The organism is Vogesella aquatica, from assembly GCF_028548455.1.
Classification (GTDB): Bacteria; Pseudomonadota; Gammaproteobacteria; order Burkholderiales; family Chromobacteriaceae; genus Vogesella; species Vogesella aquatica.
On sequence record NZ_JAQQLF010000013.1, the window covers coordinates 14,326 to 34,655 of the forward strand.

Genomic DNA, 20,330 nt, shown 5'->3' on the forward strand with positions numbered 1-20,330 from the left:
CCAGCCCGGCTTGCACCAAAGGCCAGCCACATACTTATAGATAGTCTTGCAGCCGATACCACGCCATGCCGAGTACCAGTGCCGGCGTACGCAGCAAGCTGCCACCCGGAAAGCGCCGATGCTGTAGCTGCTCGAACAGCGCCAGCCGGCTATCGTCACCGGCAATGGCCTCGGCAATGACCTTGCCGGCCAGGCCGGTATTGGCCACACCATGGCCGGAAAAACCCTGGGCATAGAAGATATTGGGCGCCAGGCGGCCAAAGTCCGGCGCCCGGTTCAGGGTGATATCGCAGAAGCCGCCCCAGGCATAGTCCACCGCCACCTCAGCCAGCTGCGGGAACACGCGCCGCATGTCGGCGCGCATGGCCTGCGCCAGCTGGCGCGGCTCGCGCCCGGAGTAGCTGACCTTGCCGCCAAACAGCAGACGATGGTCGGCAGACAGGCGGTAGTAATCCAGCACGAAATTGGTATCGCACACCGCCATATTGTTGGCGATCAGGCTACGCGCCCGTGCCTCGCCCAGTGGCTCGGTAGCGATGACATAGGTACCCACCGGCATGATGCGGCTTTGCAGCGCAGGGGCAAGCTTGCCCAGATAGGCATTGCAGGCCAGCACCAGCTGCCGGCAGCGCACCGTGCCCTGCTCGCATTGCACCAGCGGGGCCTCGCCGGCACGAAACGCCTGCACTGGCGTCTGCTCGTAAATCTGCACCCCGGCGGCGCGTGCCGCCCGCGCCAGCCCCAGCAAGTAGTTCAGCGGGTGGATGTGGCCAGACAAGGGGTCAAACAAGCCACCCTGATAGCGGCTGGAGCCCAGCACTGCGGCCAACTTTTCCTTGCCCCACAGCTCGCAATGCGGGTAGCTGTAGCGGTCGGCCAGCTCGCGCTGCCAGTCTTGCAAACTGGCCAGATGCGCAGGCTTCACTGCCACATTGCAAAAACCGCGCGTCCACTGGCAATCGATCTGATGCTGGCGCACACGCTGCTCGATGATCTCGACCGCCTCCACCGACATGCGCCAGAAGCGCTGCGCCGCGGCCAAGCCCAGCTGCCCCTTGATGGTATCCATATCGCAGGCGTAACCGGCAATGACCTGCCCGCCGTTGCGGCCTGAAGCGCCAAAGCCGATGTGCGAGCCTTCCAGCAACACCACGCGCAAGCCCTGCTCGGCCAGATTCAAGGCAGCGGAGACGCCGGCCAGCCCGCCACCCACCACGCAGACATCGCATTCCACATCACCCTGCAAAGCCGGTGCCGGCACCCACGGCGTAGCGGTGGCTGCATAATAGGAAAGCACGTGCGGCTGATGAGCAAACGAGAGCATAAGAACCTCGACACGAAACGGTTAATGCGGCCAACCCTGCATGGCAAGGCGGCGGGCATGAAAAACGGCGGCACCGCAAGGCACCGCCGTTACCAGGCACAACACCTTAGCTGTGGGCGCCGCTTTCACGCATGGCGGCAGCAATGGCTTTGTCGCGGTTACGCTGTGCATTGAGCATCAGGTAGTTCGCCAGCAGCACCACCACCCCCACCACCAGCACGGTAATGCTGGCCAGCGCGTTGATCTCGGGGTTCAGCCCCAGACGCACTTTGGAGAAGATCACCTGTGGCAGCGTGGTAGAACCCGGGCCGGACAGGAAGGCGGTAGTAACCAGATCGTCCAGCGACAGCGTGACCGATAGCAGGAAGCCGGAAGCAATAGCCTGCGACACCAGCGGCAGCGTAATCACGAAGAAGATCTTCAGCGGGCGCGCCCCCAGATCCATGGCGGCATCTTCCAGGCTCTGGTCGATTTCCAGCAGGCGCGAACGCACTACCACCGCCACGTAGGCCATGCATAGCGTGGTGTGACCTACCCAGATCGTGATGAAGCCGCGCTCGCTAGGCACTCCGACCAGCTGTTGCATGGAGATAAACAGCAGCAGCATGGACAAGCCGGTAATCACCTCCGGCATCACCATCGGCGCCGTCATCATGCCGGCAAACAGCGTGCTACCCGGAAAGCGCTTGAACCGTGCCAGCACAAAACCGGCAATTGTCCCCAGCACCACCGCAGCCAGCGCGCTAGCCAAGGCAATCTCGATGGACAGTTTCACCGCAGCCATGATCTGCTCGTTGGCAAACAGCGATGCGTACCATTTGGTAGAGAACCCGCCCCACACAGTCACCAGTTTGGACTCGTTAAACGAGTACACAATCAGGCTAACGATAGGGATGTACAAAAACAGGAAACCCACCACCAGCACGCCCTTCAGGAATGGCGACAGTTTGTTATGCATTGCCCTTGCCCTCCAGCTCGCGCGTCTCGTAACGATGCAGCAGCGCGATCGGCACAATCAGCATCAGTACCATGATGATGGCCACTGCCGATGCCATCGGCCAGTTGTTGTTATCGAAGAACTCGTTCCACAGCACCTTGCCTATCATCAGCGTATCGGTCCCGCCCACCAGCTCGGGGATAACGAACTCGCCCACGGCCGGAATGAACACCATCATGGAGCCGGCGATGATGCCGTTTTTGGACAGCGGCAGCGTAATGGTCAGGAACGCCTTGATCGGCCCGGCGCCCAGGTCGGCTGCAGCTTCCAACAGACGCATGTCCATTTTCACCAGGTGCGAAAACAGCGGCAGGATCATGAACGGCAGGTAGGCATAAACCATGACCAGGTACAGCGAGAAGTCGTTGTGGAACAGGTGCAGCGGCTCGCTGATCAGCCCGATGGACAACAGGAAGTTGTTGATCAGGCCGGTTTCGTTGAGCAGCCCCATCCAGGCATACACCCGCAGCAGGAACGACGTCCAGAACGGCAGCATCACCAGCATCAGCAGCACGTTACGGCGTGCCGGGTCAGCCCGTGCAATGGCGTAGGCGATGGGGTAGCCCAGCAACAGGCACATCACGGTAGTGAAAAAAGCCACCTTCAGCGACGACAGATACGTTGCCGCATACAGCCCGTCGGTAAAGATGAAGTGGAAGTTGCCAAAGTACAGGGTAAGGCTTTGCAGCACGCCATCTTCCACCTGCAGCAGGCTGGTAAACGGCGGGATAGCCAGATCCTGCTCGGCAAAGCTGATCTTCAGTACGATGAAGAACGGCACCAGGAAGAACAGCAGCAGCCAGAAGAACGGCACGGCGATCACCGCCCCCTTGCCTGGCTTTAGCCTGCGCATCAATCTTGCGAGATTCATCACGCGTCTCCTTAGCGGGTCAGCACAACGGGCATGTCGGGGCGCCAGCTCACATAAACGGTATCACCCCAGGTAGGCGGGGTAATGCTGTTTTCGTGCCAATGGTTGGCCGCCACCATGGACTTCACCACTTTGCCGCTCGCCAGCTTCACGTGATACACCGAGAAGCTGCCCAGGTAGGCAATATCGTGCACCTGGCCGCGCGCCACGTTCGGGCCGGCCGCCTGAGGCACCACATCCAGGTGCACATCCTCTGGGCGGATACTGGCCCACACCTGCATGCCTTTGGGGCCGGTGATGCCGTGGTCGATATGGATGCGGCTACCCAGCTCGGGCGAGTCGATCTCCACGCTATCCGGCTCATCCACCACCACCGGGCCGGCAAACATATTGGTGTCGCCAATGAACTCGGCGGTAAAGCGACAGTTCGGGTAGTCGTAGATCTCGGCAGGGCTGCCGATCTGCAGCAGCTGGCCTTCGCTCATGATGCCGATGCGGGTGGCCATGGTCATGGCCTCTTCCTGATCGTGCGTCACCATGATGCAGGTCACACCCACCTGCTCCAGCGTATTTACCAGCTCCAGCTGGGTTTGCTGGCGCAGCTTTTTATCCAGCGCGCCCAGCGGCTCGTCCAGCAACAGCAGCTTTGGCCGCTTGGCCAGGCTGCGCGCCAGCGCCACACGCTGCTGCTGGCCGCCGGACAGCTGGTAGGGTTTGCGGTTGGCGTATTTGCGCATCTGCACCAGGTCCAGCATCTCGGCCACACGGGCGTCGATTTCGCCTTTGGGCATTTTGTCCTGCTTCAGGCCAAAAGCAATATTGTCCGCCACGCTCATGTGCGGGAACAGCGCATAGCTCTGGAACATCATGTTGATGGGGCGATCATAGGGCGCGAGTGCCGTTATGTCTTCGCCATCCAGAATGATCTTGCCGGAGGTTGGCCGCTCCATACCCGCCAGCATGCGCAACAGGGTGGACTTGCCACACCCGGAGCTGCCCAGCAGGGCAAAAATCTCGTTTTTGCGGATATCCAGATCCACACCATCCACTGCCGTGGTGTCACCGAATTTTTTCACCACATTGGCAATACGCAGATACGGCGCACCCTGTGCAGATGCCGCAGCCTGTTTGACAGTTTCCACCATGATTTTTCCTCGCGAGGGTGTTGCTCACCCTCTGTAATGTTCACTTCTGCCATTTCAAAACGGCCAAACCCTACCCTACCCTGCCGCCAGCCCGGCAAGCAATATGCCCAAGGGGGCAAATGCCTTGCCGGATGGCTGGCAACAGTACTTCTTTAGCAGTGCCACCATGCCAGCACGCGGCCGGTAACACCGCCCTGGCAGCAAATTGAAGCATCAACCGCCAGGACAAGCCGGCTCGGCATACGCACCAGAATGATGCCGGCCAGCACTGCAGCAAGACCAGATTAGCCGATGTTTAATAAAATTGACAACAGACATGCAAAAGCCAGGCCAGATCGGCATGATCAGCAAAAAAAATGCCGCGGCGCAGCATGAAAATGCTTGCCCCACAGCAAGATGCCCAGTTTTGGCGGATAGGCACCGCAGCACAAGTAGCCGGCAAGCACCTGCGTTTAATCCATCCAACAGCCTGCTTTTCTTAATGCATTACCGCAGCCATCACGTCGTTTTCGATATAAATTGCACTACCATCCTGTTTTTTAGCCATTTTTTTGGCATGTGTTGCCGCCGAAGCCACCGCATAGTGCGAGGCAAAAAAGCCCGGCCTGACTTGCAGCACGCCAATCGACACGCTGGTTAGCGGGAAAAATTGCACCTGCCCCTGGCGGTCTGCCACACAAAACCCGCCAGCCAGGCGATCTCCTTCGGAAAAAAGCGCCAGCACACTCTGGTCAAATTGCTGCAAGACCCGCTGCAAACGCATTTCCCAGTTGCAGCTTTGCAACAACAGCACAAAATCATCGCCACCAACATGGCCGACAAAGTCGCGCGCGCTGTCTACGGCTGTTTCCAGAATGGTGCCCAGCAAGCGAATCATGTCATCGCCTGCACCATAACCGTACTGATCGTTGAATGGCTTGAAATGGTCCAGATCCACGTAGGCCACGGCAAAGCTGCGGCCTTCTTCCAGCAGCCGCGCGACCTCGTCGCTGATAGGCACGTTACCGGGCAGGCCGGTCAACGGGTTGGCATAGCGTGCGGCCAACAGCTGTTGTTCGCTGATGACGCGCATCAGGTCGTGGCCAGTCCCCATGCCCAGATAGTGGCCATCTTCCACGATGATGAAGCCATCCAGCAGATAGCGCCGGTCAGCCGCCACCACACGGTGGGACAGCGTCTGGATATCCAGCTCTGCCGGCACCACCAGCGGTGCACCATCGGCCAGTGTCATGCACGACTTCTTGGCCAGCAACTCGCGGCTGAATGGCTTGGCAAACGATTCCAGCACGTGGTGGCGCGACAGCAGCCCTACCGGCCGGCCACCGCGCAAGACGGGTATGGCAAACAAGTCCGGCTGGTCGGCGAACAGGCGATAAGCCTGCTCGCAGTTGGCCGTATCCGGTAGCGCCTGCACCGCCACGAGCAGGCTACGCGCCTGCGGCAGCGTGCGGCCAACTTTGACCGGCGCATAACCTGGCAAGTTGTAACGCGTGGCTTTGCCAGGCTTGGTCACCGGGCGCGACATCAGATAGCCCTGCCCCATCAACACCCCCAGATCGCGCAGCACGGCCAATTCCTCGGCCTGCTCCACCCCTTCGGCCACCAGCGTGGAACCGGCGGCCCGTGCCATATCGACCAGCGAGCGGACAAACTGCAACTTGATCGGGTCCTGGTGAATATTTTGAACAAAGTACTTATCCAGCTTGACCAGCTCCGGGCTCAGCTCACTCCATAAGCGCAGGTTGGAGTAGCCTTCACCCAGATCATCCAGTGCTAGCCGCAGCCCGCTGGCACGCAAGGCATCGACCACCTTGCGCAGCACAGGGTACGTGGCATTGGGCCGGGTTTCGGTCAGCTCCAGCACCACCCGCTCCGCCTGCACACCGCTGACAGCCAGCATGCCCAGCAACCCGTCTACGGTCAGATCGTCACACAGCAGCGTATCGGGCATGACATTCATGAATAGATGTCCCGGCAGTTGCTGCCGGGCGAACTCGCGCAGCACAGCGGACATGCATACCTGATCCAGCACGGCAGACAGGCCGGCCTCCGCCGCATGGGCAAACAAGGCCACCGGCGAGTGCAAAATGGAATCGGAAGGGCCGCGTACCAGTGCCTCGTAGCCCAGCAGCTCGCCGGACGCCAGATACACAATGGGCTGAAACACCACCTGCACCAGGCCTTCGCGGATGATTTTCTCCAGCAGCAAGCGGCTGGGGGCAGGCTGGGGCATGGCGAGCGTCACATCATCAAGACATGTATTCATGGGACACCTGCTATCAATAACCCGGCAACTTTAGTACTAATTTGTGACAGATAATGCAGCCCCGCCCAGCCGCCAAGGCAGTAATGGCAGAGCACACTGCATGAAATTGCCTAGAATGGAGAAAACAACAGCATAGGGAGCGCACCATGCCATTCTTGCAAACCGAGCAGCGCCAGCTGTACTACGAAGTCAGCGGCCAAGGCAGCCAGCCGCTGATGCTGTTCAATGGCCTGACCATGAGCACCGCCGCCTGGACGCTGATGGCACCCATGCTGGAGCAGCGCTTCCGCTTGATCCGGCTGGACTTTCAGGGGCAAGGGCAGAGTGAATCCACCGAACAGCCAGCCTACGCCCTGACCCGCCAGGCCGACGATGCCGCCGCCCTGCTGGACCATCTGGGCGTGGAGCAGGTCTATCTGGCCGGCTTGTCCTACGGCGGCATGGTGGCACAGCACTTTGCACGCCGACACCCGCAAAAGGTTGGCCGCATGCTGCTGGCAGCCACCCTGGCGTGGTCGGATGCCATCAATACCCAGATTGCCTTAAGCTGGTCCCAGGCCGAAACGGCCGGTGGCAGTGACCTGCGCTTTGACGTCAGCTTGCCATGGCTGTTTTCCAGCCGCTTCCTGCAGGCTGGCCAAGCCATGCTGCCAGACCTGAAACGCATTGCCGCCACGGTAGAATGGGTAGCCATCGAACGCATCATCGCCGGCGTGATGGCACACGATGCACGCAGCTGGCTGGGGGACCTGACAGTGCCGACCCACATCATCGTGGGGGACGAAGACCGGCTGACCCCGCTCTACCAGGCCCGTCTGTTGCAGCAGGGCATACCCGGCGCCAGCCTGAGTATCTTGCCCGGTGCCGGCCACGCGCTGCACCTGGAAGCGCCGCAGCAGTTTTGCCAACACATTTTCCAGTTTGCCACCCCGTAAAGGAGGTTTCTCATGGCCCAGGACTGCATCCTGCTGTCTGTAGACGATCGTAATATCGCCACGCTGTCACTCAACCGGCCAGAGCTGCACAACGCCATCGATGACACCCTGGCGCTACGCCTTACCCGCGAGCTACACGAGCTGGGCCGCGACCCGTCCATTCGTGCCATTGTGCTGACAGGCAGCGGCATGAACTTCTCTACCGGGCACGATATGCAATGGCTGGAAAGGCTGAATACAGCCGACGATGCCACCCTGCAACAGCAGGCCCGCCTGCTGGCCCAGCTGATGGTCACCCTGGATACGCTACCCAAGCCCACTATTGCCAAGGTGCACGGCTCGGCATTTGGCATTGGCGTGGGGCTGGTTGCCTGCTGCGATGTGGCCATTTCCTGTACCGACAGCCTGTTCGGCTTTTCCGAGGTCAAGCTGGGCAGCATCCCTTCGTCCATCGCCCCGTACATCATCCGCGCCATCGGTGCCCGAGCCACGCGGCGCTATTTCATTACGGCAGAGCGATTCAATGCCGGCAAAGCCAAGCGCCTGGGTTTGGTGCACCAGGTCGTCGAGGCAGACGAGCTGGATGCCAGCCTGGAGATGACACTGCGCCACCTGCTGCACAATGGCCCGCAAGCCATGGTAGCGGCCAAGCAGCTGGTAAACGACATCAGCCAGCTGGGCACCAGCCAGGCCGCGCTGGACATCAGCATCGCGCGCATTACCAGCGTACGCACCAGCGAGGAAGGCCGCGAAGGGATCTATGCCTACCTGCAAAAAAGGGCACCGGGCTGGATGCTCTGATTTGCACGATTGCGCCATCAATGTTCAGACCCGTGCCGCCAGCCTTTGGCGCCACGGGTCTTTGTTTAGAATGGGGCAAACCCTGAAGGAAGCACCATGAAACCGTTTCACCCCGCCAAGGATTTCCTGTCCCTCACGCTACAAGCGCTGACACCCGAGCAGCCACAGTGGCAGCAGCACGGCATTCACGCCCACTGGCTTGCCCCGGGGCTGCTAGAACTCCGCCCGGCCCACCCTGCGGCCAACCTTGAGCACATCCTGCTGTCTGCCGGTGTGCATGGCAACGAGACCGCGCCCATCGAAGTGTTAAGCGGTATCGTGAACGACCTGCTGGCGGGCAGCCTGCCCCTGCACGCCCGGCTACTGGTCGCCCTGGGTAACATCCCGGCCATGCAAGCCGGCAAGCGTTTTATCGATTACGACATGAACCGCCTGTTCAACGGCCAGCATGCCAGCCAGCCGCAAGCGGCCGAGGCAGCCCGCGCGGGCGAGCTGGAGCAGGCCGCACAACAGTTCTTCAGTCGCGCCACTGGGCCGCGCCGCCATTACGACCTGCACACCGCGATCCGTGGTTCGGTATTCGAGCGCTTTGCCATCTACCCTTACCTGCACGATCGCCAGCACAACCGAGAACAGCTGATGTGGCTGGCCCAGGCCGACATCCATACCGTACTGCTGCACAGCAAGCCAGCCGCCACCTTCAGCTATTTCACCAGCCAGCACTGCCAGGCGGACGCATTCACGCTGGAGCTGGGCAAAGCGCGCCCGTTTGGCCAGAACGACCTGGGCCGCTTTAGCGGCATCGACAAGGCACTACGACAGCTGGTCAGCGGCCAACCATGCACCGCTGCCCCCTACGATGCCAGCCAGGTACAGCTATTCCGCGCCAGCTACGACCTGATCAAGCATAGCGGCGACTTTGTCTTGCACCTGGCGGACGAGGTGGAAAACTTCACCGCCTTGCCTGATGGCATGCTGATTGCCGAAGACGGCGATATTCGCCATATCGCCAAAGGCGGAGAAGAGCGCATTCTGTTCCCCAACCCGCGCGTCAGCATCGGCCTGCGTGCCGGCATCATCATCGCGCCGACGACGCTGGACTAGGCAGATATCCACAGCAAAACGGGAAAAAGCTGTGGACAAGCTGTGAAAACCACAAAAAAAATATGCGGCATCAGCCACTTGGCTATGCCGCATATTTTTCAGGCAATGCTACGCCGCCATTAACCCGGCCTGCCCTACACCCTGCACGTACTTACAAGCCCTGATACTTGCGCAACCAGGCTGCAAAAGCCGCCAGCGGCACAGGGCGGGAGTAGAAATAGCCCTGGCCGAAATCACAACCCAGCTCGTGCAGCTTGTCGCTGATTTCCTGCGTCTCCACCCCTTCGGCGACCACTTTGAAACCCAGGGAATGGGCCAGCTCGGTAGTGGAGCGCACAATCATGGCATCTGCCTCGCTCTCCACCACTTCCTTGACAAAGGCTCGGTCGATTTTCAGCTCCGACACCGGCAGCTGCTTGACGTAGGCCAGCGAAGAATAACCGGTACCATAATCGTCGATAGCCAGCGCCATACCCATATTGCGCAAGGCATGCAGCGTTTCCAGCGCACGATCCGGGTCTTCCATCACCCCGCTTTCCGTGATCTCCAGGCACAGGTACTGCTTGGGCAGGCCCGCCATCGTCAGGCAGCTATCCACAAACGCCGGCAGTGCCGCGTCCAGCAAATCCCGCGTAGACAGGTTGACCGAGATACGCACCGGCGTGCCTGCGGCCAACAGCTCGGCGCCGTCAATGCAGGCACGCGCAATCACCCAATGGGTAATCTCGCGGATATAGCCGGTTTGCTCGGCAAACGGAATGAACTCAAATGGCGGCACAAAACCACGCACCGGGTGCTCCCAGCGCACCAGTGCCTCTGCCTCGCAATGCCGGCTACCATCCAGTGCCACTTTGGGCTGGTAATGCAGGGTCAGCTGCTCCTGATTCAGCGCTTCTTTCAGGTCGCCCAGCAGGGAAAGATGCTCTTCACGGAACTGGCGTTTGGCCGCGTCGTATACCGATACGGTGCACTTCTTGCGCTTGGAGACATACATTGCCTCATCCGCACAGCGCAGCAGATCCTGCGCCGTGGCGGCGTGCTCCGGATAGCTGGCAATGCCGATACTGGCGCGCACATCCAGCTTGCGCTCGTCTACCGCCAGCTGCCGCTCGAAACCTTGCAATACCAGCTGCAGTACTTCCTGGTAATCGGTACCGGACACAACAAAGGCAAACTCATCCCCGCCAAGGCGCGCCAGCACCCCGCCAAAGCGGGCCACCTCGGCATGCAGCCAGAAGCCGATACGCATGATGACGCGGTCACCGGCTACATGGCCCAAGGTATCGTTCAGCTGCTGGAAACGGTCCAGATCCAGCAACATCACAGTCTGGCTCTGTGTGCTGTTTTCCAGCCTGCGCCCCAGCTCGCTCAGAAAACCAGCCCGGTTCACCAGACCCGTCAGGGAGTCACGATAGGCCAGCGCCAGGATTTCCTGCTCGCGCTCGGCAATGGCGACCTGCATGTGATCCAGGCTGTCTGCCAGCTCGGCCAGCTCGCTGGTTTCCGGCCGCTCCACTTTTTCGGCATAGCTACCGTCACGAATCTTTTTGGCTACCGCTACCAAGCGGTGCAAAGGCGTGGTCACCACGCCGGCCACCTTGAAGCTGGCGAGAATGCACAGCAAAAGGCTGGCGATGGCCAAGGCCAGCAAAGCCTTCTGCAGCGCATAAAACGGCGCCAGGATTTCTAGCAGCGGTCGCTGCAGTACGGCGTAGACGTGGCCACCGCCGCCACCGGCAATGGGCAGCAAGCGGGACTGGTACGGCGCACCAGCCAGTTCAAGGCGCTTTTCATGCGTAGGGTGAGAAAGCAGATCTTTCAGCTGTTCGGCCGGCAATGTAGAAGCAAAACTGTGCCAGTTGCCCTTGCCGTCTTTGGTCAAAAAGGTCACCTCCAGATCGGACATTTCCTTCAGGTCCTTGGCAACCTTCCCGGTAAGCTTCACCCCCAGCGTAATCCAGCCGATGACTACCGGCGCCTTTACCGGCACCACCACCAGCTCGTAAGCCTCACCCTTCACCACCTTGATACCGCTAGCCACACCGTCTTTGCGGGCTGCTTGCATCAAGTCGGGAAACGGGTACACCCCGTCACGCGCTACACCCAGATTATCTGCCGGCACGCTGCCTTGCAGGTCGCTAAGCAATACCAGCTCGGCTCCCAGACGTTTGGCATGATTCTGCAGCGCAGACAGCATCGTGGGGCCATCTGCCGTGGCCAGTGCCTCACGGAAAGCAAAGTCACCCACCAGCACCTGCGTTGCCTGGATAAGCAGCTTGCTATTTTGCTCCAGCAAGCGGTTGAACACGCGCTGCCCGGTCTCCAGCTCCTGTTCGGCCTGCTCTTCGAAAATACCGAGGTTGGCCGCACTGACCATAAAGAAAGACACACCCAGCACGACCGCCAGCAAGGTGGTAAACAACAGGGTTACCCTGAAACGCAAGGTTTTTGCCAAGCGCACATTAACCCCCTTGCCGACGCAAGTCTGGCTTGCTCAATATAATTCTGGCCCGCACCGTCTGCGCGGAAGCCCCTACTTTGACTTGCTGCATCATTTCTTCTTTCATGCGGGGGTGCCATATCGTCATGTTGTAATCACCCGCCGGGACATTTTCCACGACAACACTGCCACGCTCTTTGCTCACCGCAAACCAGGGCGTTTCCACCACAAGTACATAGGCCAGCATCCAGTCGTGGATATTGCAGCCCAGCGCCACCAGGCCGGGCTTGTCGAACACTACCGGCTGGCTGGGTGTGCCCGAATACAGTTTCAGGTCAAATACTTTGGGTGCCGAAAATGAATAGACATGATGGCGTACGTTGTCCTTATTGGGAAAAGAGACTGCCGTGCCGGCTTGCACAATGGAAACATAGGGCACAAACGTCTTGTCTATCTGTTCGATCGACCCCTTTTGTCCGCCCCTCGGTGCCCGGCCCTGCAATGGCAGCAAATAAACTGCTGCATCCGCCACCGCCAGACCCTGGCCGTCACTCACTGTCACCGTAACGTCGGCAGCGCGCGCGGGCACGGATAGCAAGCTTGTTAGTACGACTACCCCTGTGCACGCAGCAATCTTGTCATATTTCATCTGGCCGCCCCATGCTTGTATCCCGTCATTATCCAACAAAGCAGCCGGCTGGCACACTTGAAGTAGCAAGCAAATTAATACAACTCAAATCTTACTTTTTGTTTTGATATATTTTAGTTTAAAAGCAGTGCCAACATCCCCGCATACCCGACAATGCTTCGCCCTGCATGTATAAAATGTACTCGTTATTTGCCACTACGCCGCCAAAGATCAAAAAACCCCCTGCTTGCCATGCAAACAGGGGGGTTTTTAAACAGGCGGCAGAGCTGCGCAGCGGCCCATATCTAACAGAGCAGGTAGCAAAACCCGCCATGCAGACACAAACCGGTGGCCGGCCTATCCACGATCAAGCGGCGACTGTCGGCTCTTTCTGCAGCAGCGCCAGCAAGGTGGCCACCTTCAATTTAAGCTCGCGACGATCCACGATCATGTCGATTGCGCCTTTTTCCACCAGGAACTCGGCTCGCTGGAAGCCTTCCGGCAAGGTCTCGCGCACGGTCTGCTCGATCACGCGCGGGCCGGCAAAGCCGATCAAGGCACCCGGCTCGCCAATCACCACGTCGCCCAGGAAGGCAAACGAAGCCGACACACCACCCATGGTCGGGTCAGTCAGGATGGAGATGAACGGCAACTGGTGGTCGGACAACAGTTGCAATGCCGCCGAGGTCTTGGCCATCTGCATCAGCGAATTCAGGCCCTCCTGCATGCGCGCCCCACCCGAGGCCGCCACGCATACAAACGGTGCACGCGCCTCTACTGCGGCTTGCACGCCACGGACAAAACGCTCACCTACGACAGAGCCCATCGAGCCACCAATAAAGCGGAACTCGAACGCAGCCACCACCACGGGCAGATTGTGTATGCTGCCCTGCATCACAACCAGCGCATCATCTTCGCCAGTGGCTTCTTGAGCGGCATCCAGACGGTCAGGATAGCGCTTGCTGTCCTTGAATTTCAGGATATCTACCGGTTTGACTTCGGCACCAATTTCGCGGCGGCCTTCTGTATCCAGCAGCATATCCAGACGCTCGCGGGCGTGAATAGGGTGATGATGGCCACACTTGGGGCAGACCTGCAGGTTGCTTTGGAGGTCGGTATGGTAAAGCACCGCCTCACAGGCCGGGCATTTGCTCCACAGCCCCTCCGGCACCGCCGACGACTTGCTCACGCGCGTATCACGCTTGATCTTCGGCGGCAGGAGTTTGTTCAACCAGCTCATGCTGACTCCTTGAATCTAAAAGCTGCGGCCCACCTAAGGTTGGCCGCAGGCTGGCTGGCACGGGTAGGCCAGCGTTGTTCTAACGGATAGCGGCTTTCAAAGTAGCCACCAGACGGGTCAACTGCTCTTTGGCAGTTTCGGGTGTAGCCGCCTCGATTTCCTGCACCAGACGGCTACCCACCACCACGGCATCAGCTGCCACGGAGATGGCGCGGGCGGTTTCCGCGTCGCGGATACCGAAGCCGACGCCGATTGGCACAGTAATGTGTTCTCTAAGGGCGGCAATTTTACGCGCTACGTCGTCAATGTCCAGATTTCCTGCGCCGGTCACGCCTTTTAATGACACATAGTAGACGTAACCGCGTGCCAGACGGGCAATTTCGCGCACCCGCTCCATCGGTGTGGTGGGCGCCACCAGAAACACCGGATCCAGCCCCGCCGCGGTCAGCGCGGCGGTCAGGTCCTCGGCCTCTTCCGGCGGGCAATCCACGGTAAGCACGCCATCCACACCCGCTTCAGCCGCCGCTTGGGCAAATGTTTCATAGCCCAGTACGTGCACCGGGTTCAGGTAGCCCATCAGCACCACCGGGGTATGCTGGTTCTGTTCGCGGAAAGTTTTTACCATGGCCAGCACATGGCGCAGGCCCACTTTATGCGCCAAGGCACGCTCGCTGGCGCGCTGGATCACCGGGCCGTCGGCCATCGGGTCGGAAAACGGGATGCCCAGCTCGATAATGTCGGCACCGCCATCAACCAGGCCGTGCATCAGGTCTACCGTCAGCGCCGGACTCGGGTCGCCCGCGGTAATGAAAGGAATCAGGGCTTTCTCGCCTGCGGCCTGCAGGCGGGCAAAGGTTTCTGCTACGCGGCTCATGCGGTGTGGTCCTTGCATGGATGGTTCAACACGGTGGTGAAATGCTCCACCACCGGGAACGGATCATAGAAATGGTGCAGCAATGCGCGCCATTGCTGGTACTGCGTCGACTGCCGGAAACCCACCGTATGGGCCTCCAGCGTCTGCCACTGCACCAGCAACAGGTAGCGCCCCGGCACTTCCAGGCAACGCTGCAGGGTATGGCCGGCATAACCGGCGGTGGTGGCAATCAGCGACGAGGCCTCGGTGAAAGCCTGCTCGAACGCGACTACCTCCCCCTCTCTCACCTGCAGATAGGCCGCCTCCAGCACCGGCGCCACAATCACAGGGTAATGCCCATCAGGCCGGCAACGGTATTGATATCCTTGTCGCCACGGCCGGACAGGTTCACCAGGATAATCTGGTCTTTACCCATGGTCGGCGCCACCTTGGCAGCGTGTGCCAGCGCGTGACTGGACTCCAGTGCCGGAATGATGCCTTCCAGATGGCAGCAGTCTTCAAAGGCACGCAGCGCTTCATCGTCGTTAATAGCCACATATTCGGCACGGCCGATATCTTTCAGCAGGCTGTGCTCCGGGCCTACACCAGGGTAGTCCAGGCCGGCCGACACCGAATGGGTCTCGATGATCTGGCCATCTTCATCCTGCATCAGGTAGCTGCGGAAGCCATGCAGCACACCCGGCTTCCCCGCCGACAGCGGCGCTGCGTGACGGCCGGTTTCTACACCATCACCGCCGGCCTCTACACCGACCAGGCGCACACCCTCCACCTCCACATAAGGATGGAAGATACCGATGGCGTTGGAACCGCCGCCCACGCACGCAACAACCATGTCCGGCTGGCGGCCAAGCATCTCCTGCATCTGCTCTTTCGCTTCGATACCGATAATGCGCTGGAAGTCGCGTACCAGCATCGGGTACGGGTGCGGGCCAGCTGCGGTACCCAGGATGTAGAAGGTGCTATCGATATTGGTCACCCAATCGCGCATCGCCTCGTTCAGCGCGTCTTTCAGGGTTTTGGAGCCGCTCTCTACCGGCACCACGGTGGCACCCAGCAGCTTCATGCGGAACACGTTGGGCGCCTGGCGCTTCACGTCTTCAGAGCCCATGTACACCACGCATTCCATGCCATAACGCGCGGCCACGGTAGCCGAGGCGACACCATGCTGACCGGCGCCGGTTTCGGCGATCACACGCTTCTTGCCCATGCGGCGGGCGAGCAGCGCCTGGCCGATGGTGTTGTTTACCTTGTGCGCACCGGTGTGGTTCAGGTCTTCGCGCTTGAAGTAAATCTGCGCACCGCCCAGCTGCTCCGACCAGCGCTTGGCGTGGTAAATGGGGCTGGGGCGGCCCACAAAATGCTTCAGCTCGTGGTGATACTCTTGCCAGAATGCCGGGTCAGCCTTGGCGCGGGCGTACTCGGCATTCAGCTCGTCCAATGCTGCCATCAATGTTTCCGCTACGTAGACACCGCCATACGCGCCAAAACGGCCGCGTGCATCGGGGAAGTCATAACTGCTCATGGAATGCTCCTGATGGTTTTGTTTTAAAGCGCAAGGTCCGCGCCCTGCACTATCGAAATCTCGCCCTGGCGCACGGCGGCGACAAACGCCGCTACCCGCACCGGGTCTTTGATGCCCTTGCCGGCTTCCACACCGCTGGACACATCTACTGCTGCCGGACGCACCCGTGCCACAGCGTCGGCCACGTTGGCCGCATCCAGCCCACCGGACAGGATCAGCGGCAATGGCAATTTATCCGGAATCAGCGTCCAGTCGAATACCGCACCGGTACCGCCATGCGCGCCTTCAACAAAGGCGTCGGTAAGCAGACCACGTGCATCGCTGTAGTTGGCCGCATAGGCGGCCAAATCCATGCCGGGGCGTACGCGCACGGCTTTCAGGTAAGGACGCTGAAAGCTGCGGCAGAACGCGGGCGACTCTTCGCCGTGAAACTGCAGCACATCGATGGCGCAATCGGCCAGTACTTGTTGCACCTCGTGCTCGCTCGGGTTGACGAACAAGGCCACTACCGTCACGAACGGTGGCAGGGAGGCAATAATGGCCTGCGCCTGGGCAACAGTGACATTGCGCGGGCTGGGCGCGTAAAACACCAACCCTATGGCGTCCACACCCAGCGCAGCGGCAGCAGCGGCATCCTGCGGGCGGGTAAAACCACAAACCTTGGTGCGCACTGTCATGCTATCTCCACAGCGTTAACCGCTCAGGCTGCGCCTGGGTGGGCAAATCAAAAACTGCCGGGTAACCCACCCCGGTCAAATACAGCCCGTCCGGCATGAAGGTAGGCGGTGCTTTGGTACGGTCGCATGCGGCCAACAAGGCCTGCATACCCGCTACGTCCAGGCTACCTTTGCCGGCATAAACCAGCGCGCCCACCATATTGCGCACCATGTGGTGCAGGAAAGCGTCGGCGGTCAGATCAAAACGGATCAGGCCGTGGCTCTCGCTGATATCCAGCTGCTGCAGATATTTCAGCGGCGACTTGGCCTGGCACTCCGCAGCCCGGAAGCTGGAAAAATCATGCTTGCCCAACAGCACAGCGGCAGCGGCACGCATCGCGTCGATATCCAGCGGCTGGTGATACCAGCCCACCCGCCCCGCCGTAAGCGCCGGGCGCACCGGGTGAGTCAGCAAAAAGTAACGGTAAGAACGGGAAAACGCAGAAAACCTGGCATGAAACTCGTCACTGACTTCTCGCGCCCACACCACGGCCACAGACGGGGGTAAATGTGCGTTTACGCCGCGCACCCATGCATTCAGCGGGCGGCTCACCGGCGCATCAAAATGCACCACCTGCATCAGCGCATGCACGCCGGCATCAGTACGCCCGGCGGCCAGGGTGCTGATGCTTTCACCGGCGATGGCCGACAACGCCTGGTTCAGCTTGTCTTGTACGGTATTACCGCTAGGCTGGGTTTGCCAGCCAGCAAAAGCGCGCCCGTCGTACTCCAGACCCAGCGCGATTCTCATTGCACTACTTTCATGATGATGATCAGAACCAGGCAGGCCACACAGACCAGCACTGCATCCCGATACTGCCAAGAGTAAAAACCCAACTCTACCTTATCCGGCAGGGTTTGTGACCCCTGATCTGCCTGCAGCTCGCCAGCCAGCCAGGACAGCGACAGCCGCGGCCGTACCTGCAAAAGCCGTTCGGCCTGCTGTAAGGTCAGCACCAAGCGCAAGCAGAAGCGGCTTACTGGCACGCCGGTCATCGCCAGCGGCGCCAGCAAGACACGCAAGCCGGCCAGAAAACCAGCCTGCCCATAGGCTTGCCACAGCAAGCGCACACTCGCCGCCATGACAAGCAAGCGCAGCGCCTGCTCGCCCCCCAGCTGCAAACCTGCCTGCGACGGCGACCACGCCTGCCCCGCCCAGCAAGGCTCGCCAGGAACAAACCAGCCAGACAACAGAACCAAGGCTGGCAGCAAGAAACGCATACGTACTACCGCCTGTAGCACGGCACGCCAGGCACCCGGCACCGCCAGCCAGCACGCTGCGGCCAACAGCAACGCCGGGCCCTGCGCACCAGACAGTGCCACAATGAAAAACAGCCAGACTATCAGGCTGGCTGCAGGGTGGAAGGTGGCGACCATCACGCTTTGATACCGGCCTCGCGCAACAGGGCTTCAGCGGTTTCCGTGTCACCCATCTCGCGGTAAAGGCGCGCCAGATCTTGCGCCGCTTCCGCGTTATCGACTTGACGCGACAAGGGCACCACCTCCTCGGATTCGGGTGCGAAGGTACCCAGATCCACCGACGGGCGCGGCGCATCCAGCACAAAGTGCTCTTGCGCATCCGGCGCAGGCCGATACAAAGGATTCTCCGGGTCCAGCGCTGCGCCCAGCTGCAACACACGCTTCCACAGACCGCTGGCGGGGCCAAAAACCGCCAGCAAATCCAGCGCCACCGACTCGAACTCCCGGCGGTTGCCTTTACGCGCAATCAGGTCCAACAGCTTCATGCGCAAATCTTCACGGTCGGGCTCATTAGCCAGACTCTCGCGCAGCAGCTGCTCTGCCGCGTCAAATCGGCCATAAGCCATCAGGACATCCGCCTCGGCCAGCACATCGATAGCCTGCAGATTGATATCATCCGCAATAGGCTGCACCAGCGGCTGCTCGTCCGGGCCCAATGAGGCACTGATTGTTACCGGGCCCATGGCACTGCGCTGCCGGGAGACTTGTGGCTGCGGCTTCGCAGCGGCGCGTCGACGTTTGACCAGCAACCACGCCAGCAAGCTGGCGACAGACAAGCCGCCTACGCCATACAACACCCACTGCGTGAGGTTTTCATCCAGAAACGCTTCATCTTTGGCAGCTGGCACATCAGGGCGATGGGCAATCGTGGCTTTGGGCGGGTTGGCCGACAAACGGTTGATTTCAGCCTCCAGCCAATCCAGCCGCTGCTGTGCGGCTTTGAGCTGTGCAAGCTTCTGCTGCTCTTCGGCAGAGGCTACCGCTGCCGACGCCGGCTGCTCGGCCAGCACCGCGGAAGATTCCGGCGGCGTTGCGGCTACCGCAGACGCGGCCAACTTTGCAGGCAGCGGTTTGGCAACCGCATCGGAACCCTCTGCCGCATTTGCAGCCACTGCAGACGCAGGTGCAGCGACCTCGGGCACATTCAACACAGCGCCGGCGAACAGCCGGTTACGGTCACCATGGGCGAATGCTGCGGGGTTGGCTGCGTAGAGTGCGTTTTCTGCTTGCGACACCGGCTGGTCATGGGCAAAACGGCGCGCCAGCCCGGACAGGGTATCGCCAGGCTGCACACGGTACTGACCCCGCATGGCCATCGCCTGTACAGCGGGCTTTGCCGGCAGCTTGCCCAGATAAACTCCGCGCTGCGGTACGGTAAACACAAAACCACGCTGTATGACTGCACCGTCATGACGCGCTTCCAGGTTAAAAGCCACACGTGTCTGCTGCAGGGGAAGGCTGGAGCTAACCGCTAGCCACTGGCGCCCTTTTCGCTGGTGCAATACCAGTTTGGGTTTATCCAGGGCATTCTCGTCCGACGACAGTGTAAAGCTGGCGGCGCTGATAGTAGCCGGCCAGTCACCCAGCAGCTCGATCTCCGCACGCATGGGCAGGCCGCGGGCGGATAGCAGTCTGCCCTCGCCAAATGCCAGGCCACCAGGCTCATCAATCAGCGGATGACGCTCGGCCAGCGCTGCGCTACTGTCTTCTTTCTTGCCGGGCTGCCCAGGCACAGGTGCGCCACCACTCACGCGGTACTCGCGCACTACTTTGCCGGAGGGCCAGGACAATTCGAGGGCGAAATTGAAAGCCTCGCCCGCCGCCAGCGCCGGGCCGGTAAGGCGCACCAGATATTGCTGCGGGGCAACTTCAATGGTTCTGATTTGCAGTTGGCTTGCCTTGTCGGAATAAGGCGCCAAAGTAGAATAACGCTCACGCGATGCCAGCGCGACAAAAGGGTTCTCCAGCCCCTGCTCAGGGTCCAGAGACACTTCTGCATAAAACGGTTCCCCCGGGCCGGCAAGCAGGCGAATCCCCCCCAGACCCGCCAGCGCCCACGGCGAAGCCGCAGCGAATGCAATCGCCAGTCCCGCAACTAATGGCCGCAATGTCACCCCGTATCCTTTTTTCAGTTTTTTTGGATGTTCAGACATAGTACCCGCAAGCAGCAGCGGCAACAAAGCACATTAACTTTTAAAACAGATCTA

Annotated in this window: 18 protein-coding genes; 3 read left to right on the forward strand and 15 right to left on the reverse strand. The window is 60.4% G+C overall.

Annotation, left to right across the window (positions count from 1 at the left end; genetic code table 11):
* Nucleotides 1-34: 34 nt before the first annotated feature.
* From PQU95_RS11270 to PQU95_RS11290, 5 genes are all read right to left on the reverse strand, one after another.
* Nucleotides 35-1,324, reverse strand: coding sequence for an NAD(P)/FAD-dependent oxidoreductase (locus tag PQU95_RS11270; RefSeq protein WP_373321397.1), 1,290 nt, complete (start codon nt 1,322-1,324; stop codon nt 35-37).
* A gap of 106 nt (nt 1,325-1,430) precedes the next feature.
* Entirely contained in the window at nt 1,431-2,282 is an 852-nt protein-coding gene (locus tag PQU95_RS11275) for an ABC transporter permease subunit (protein WP_272752101.1), read from the reverse strand.
* Complete coding sequence (locus PQU95_RS11280; RefSeq protein WP_272752102.1) at nt 2,275-3,192, reverse strand: ABC transporter permease subunit; 918 nt, start codon at nt 3,190-3,192, stop codon at nt 2,275-2,277. Before PQU95_RS11280 ends, PQU95_RS11275 begins: the two co-directional genes overlap by 8 nt.
* An 11-nt stretch (nt 3,193-3,203) precedes the next feature.
* On the reverse strand, nt 3,204-4,337 hold the full coding sequence (locus PQU95_RS11285; protein ID WP_272752103.1) for an ABC transporter ATP-binding protein: 1,134 nt from the start codon (nt 4,335-4,337) through the stop codon (nt 3,204-3,206).
* Between the two features lie 478 nt (nt 4,338-4,815).
* Entirely contained in the window at nt 4,816-6,603 is a 1,788-nt protein-coding gene (locus PQU95_RS11290) for a GGDEF domain-containing protein (protein WP_272752104.1), read from the reverse strand.
* 146 nt (nt 6,604-6,749) lie between these two features.
* Between PQU95_RS11290 and PQU95_RS11295 the strand changes: the two genes are divergently transcribed.
* The 3 genes from PQU95_RS11295 to astE all read left to right on the forward strand — a co-directional run bounded on the left by PQU95_RS11295 (nt 6,750) and on the right by astE (nt 9,443).
* Nucleotides 6,750-7,538, forward strand: a complete 789-nt coding sequence (locus PQU95_RS11295) for an alpha/beta fold hydrolase (RefSeq protein ID WP_272752105.1) — start codon at nt 6,750-6,752, stop codon at nt 7,536-7,538.
* 12 nt (nt 7,539-7,550) lie between these two features.
* Nucleotides 7,551-8,339, forward strand: a complete 789-nt coding sequence (locus PQU95_RS11300; protein WP_272752106.1) for an enoyl-CoA hydratase-related protein — start codon at nt 7,551-7,553, stop codon at nt 8,337-8,339.
* Between the two features lie 96 nt (nt 8,340-8,435).
* Entirely contained in the window at nt 8,436-9,443 is a 1,008-nt protein-coding gene (gene astE, locus PQU95_RS11305) for a succinylglutamate desuccinylase (protein ID WP_272752107.1), read from the forward strand.
* A gap of 151 nt (nt 9,444-9,594) precedes the next feature.
* Here astE and PQU95_RS11310 read toward each other — a convergent pair whose 3' ends face one another.
* From PQU95_RS11310 to PQU95_RS11355, 10 genes are all read right to left on the reverse strand, one after another.
* Entirely contained in the window at nt 9,595-11,886 is a 2,292-nt protein-coding gene (locus PQU95_RS11310) for a bifunctional diguanylate cyclase/phosphodiesterase (protein ID WP_272752108.1), read from the reverse strand.
* 19 nt (nt 11,887-11,905) lie between these two features.
* Nucleotides 11,906-12,532, reverse strand: coding sequence for a methylamine utilization protein (locus PQU95_RS11315; RefSeq protein ID WP_272752109.1), 627 nt, complete (start codon nt 12,530-12,532; stop codon nt 11,906-11,908).
* 346 nt (nt 12,533-12,878) lie between these two features.
* Nucleotides 12,879-13,751 (reverse strand): acetyl-CoA carboxylase, carboxyltransferase subunit beta, encoded by an 873-nt coding sequence (accD, locus tag PQU95_RS11320; protein WP_272752110.1) that lies wholly within the window; start codon nt 13,749-13,751, stop codon nt 12,879-12,881.
* Between the two features lie 79 nt (nt 13,752-13,830).
* Entirely contained in the window at nt 13,831-14,625 is a 795-nt protein-coding gene (gene trpA / locus PQU95_RS11325) for a tryptophan synthase subunit alpha (protein ID WP_272752111.1), read from the reverse strand.
* On the reverse strand, nt 14,622-14,951 hold the full coding sequence (locus PQU95_RS11330; protein ID WP_272752112.1) for an antibiotic biosynthesis monooxygenase family protein: 330 nt from the start codon (nt 14,949-14,951) through the stop codon (nt 14,622-14,624). Before PQU95_RS11330 ends, trpA begins: the two co-directional genes overlap by 4 nt.
* Nucleotides 14,948-16,147 carry a tryptophan synthase subunit beta gene (gene trpB / locus PQU95_RS11335; RefSeq protein WP_272752114.1) on the reverse strand — a complete coding sequence of 400 codons (1,200 nt, stop codon included), beginning with the start codon at nt 16,145-16,147 and terminating at the stop codon, nt 14,948-14,950. Before trpB ends, PQU95_RS11330 begins: the two co-directional genes overlap by 4 nt.
* Nucleotides 16,148-16,170: 23 nt before the next feature.
* The gene (locus PQU95_RS11340; RefSeq protein WP_272752115.1) at nt 16,171-16,824 is read right to left on the reverse strand and encodes a phosphoribosylanthranilate isomerase; all 654 of its coding nucleotides are present in this window, start codon (nt 16,822-16,824) and stop codon (nt 16,171-16,173) included.
* A gap of 1 nt (nt 16,825) precedes the next feature.
* On the reverse strand, nt 16,826-17,614 hold the full coding sequence (gene truA / locus PQU95_RS11345) for a tRNA pseudouridine(38-40) synthase TruA (protein ID WP_272752116.1): 789 nt from the start codon (nt 17,612-17,614) through the stop codon (nt 16,826-16,828).
* Nucleotides 17,611-18,243, reverse strand: coding sequence for a hypothetical protein (locus PQU95_RS11350; RefSeq protein WP_272752117.1), 633 nt, complete (start codon nt 18,241-18,243; stop codon nt 17,611-17,613). Before PQU95_RS11350 ends, truA begins: the two co-directional genes overlap by 4 nt.
* Entirely contained in the window at nt 18,240-20,276 is a 2,037-nt protein-coding gene (locus PQU95_RS11355) for a FimV/HubP-related protein (protein ID WP_441374984.1), read from the reverse strand. Before PQU95_RS11355 ends, PQU95_RS11350 begins: the two co-directional genes overlap by 4 nt.
* Nucleotides 20,277-20,330: the final 54 nt, after the last annotated feature.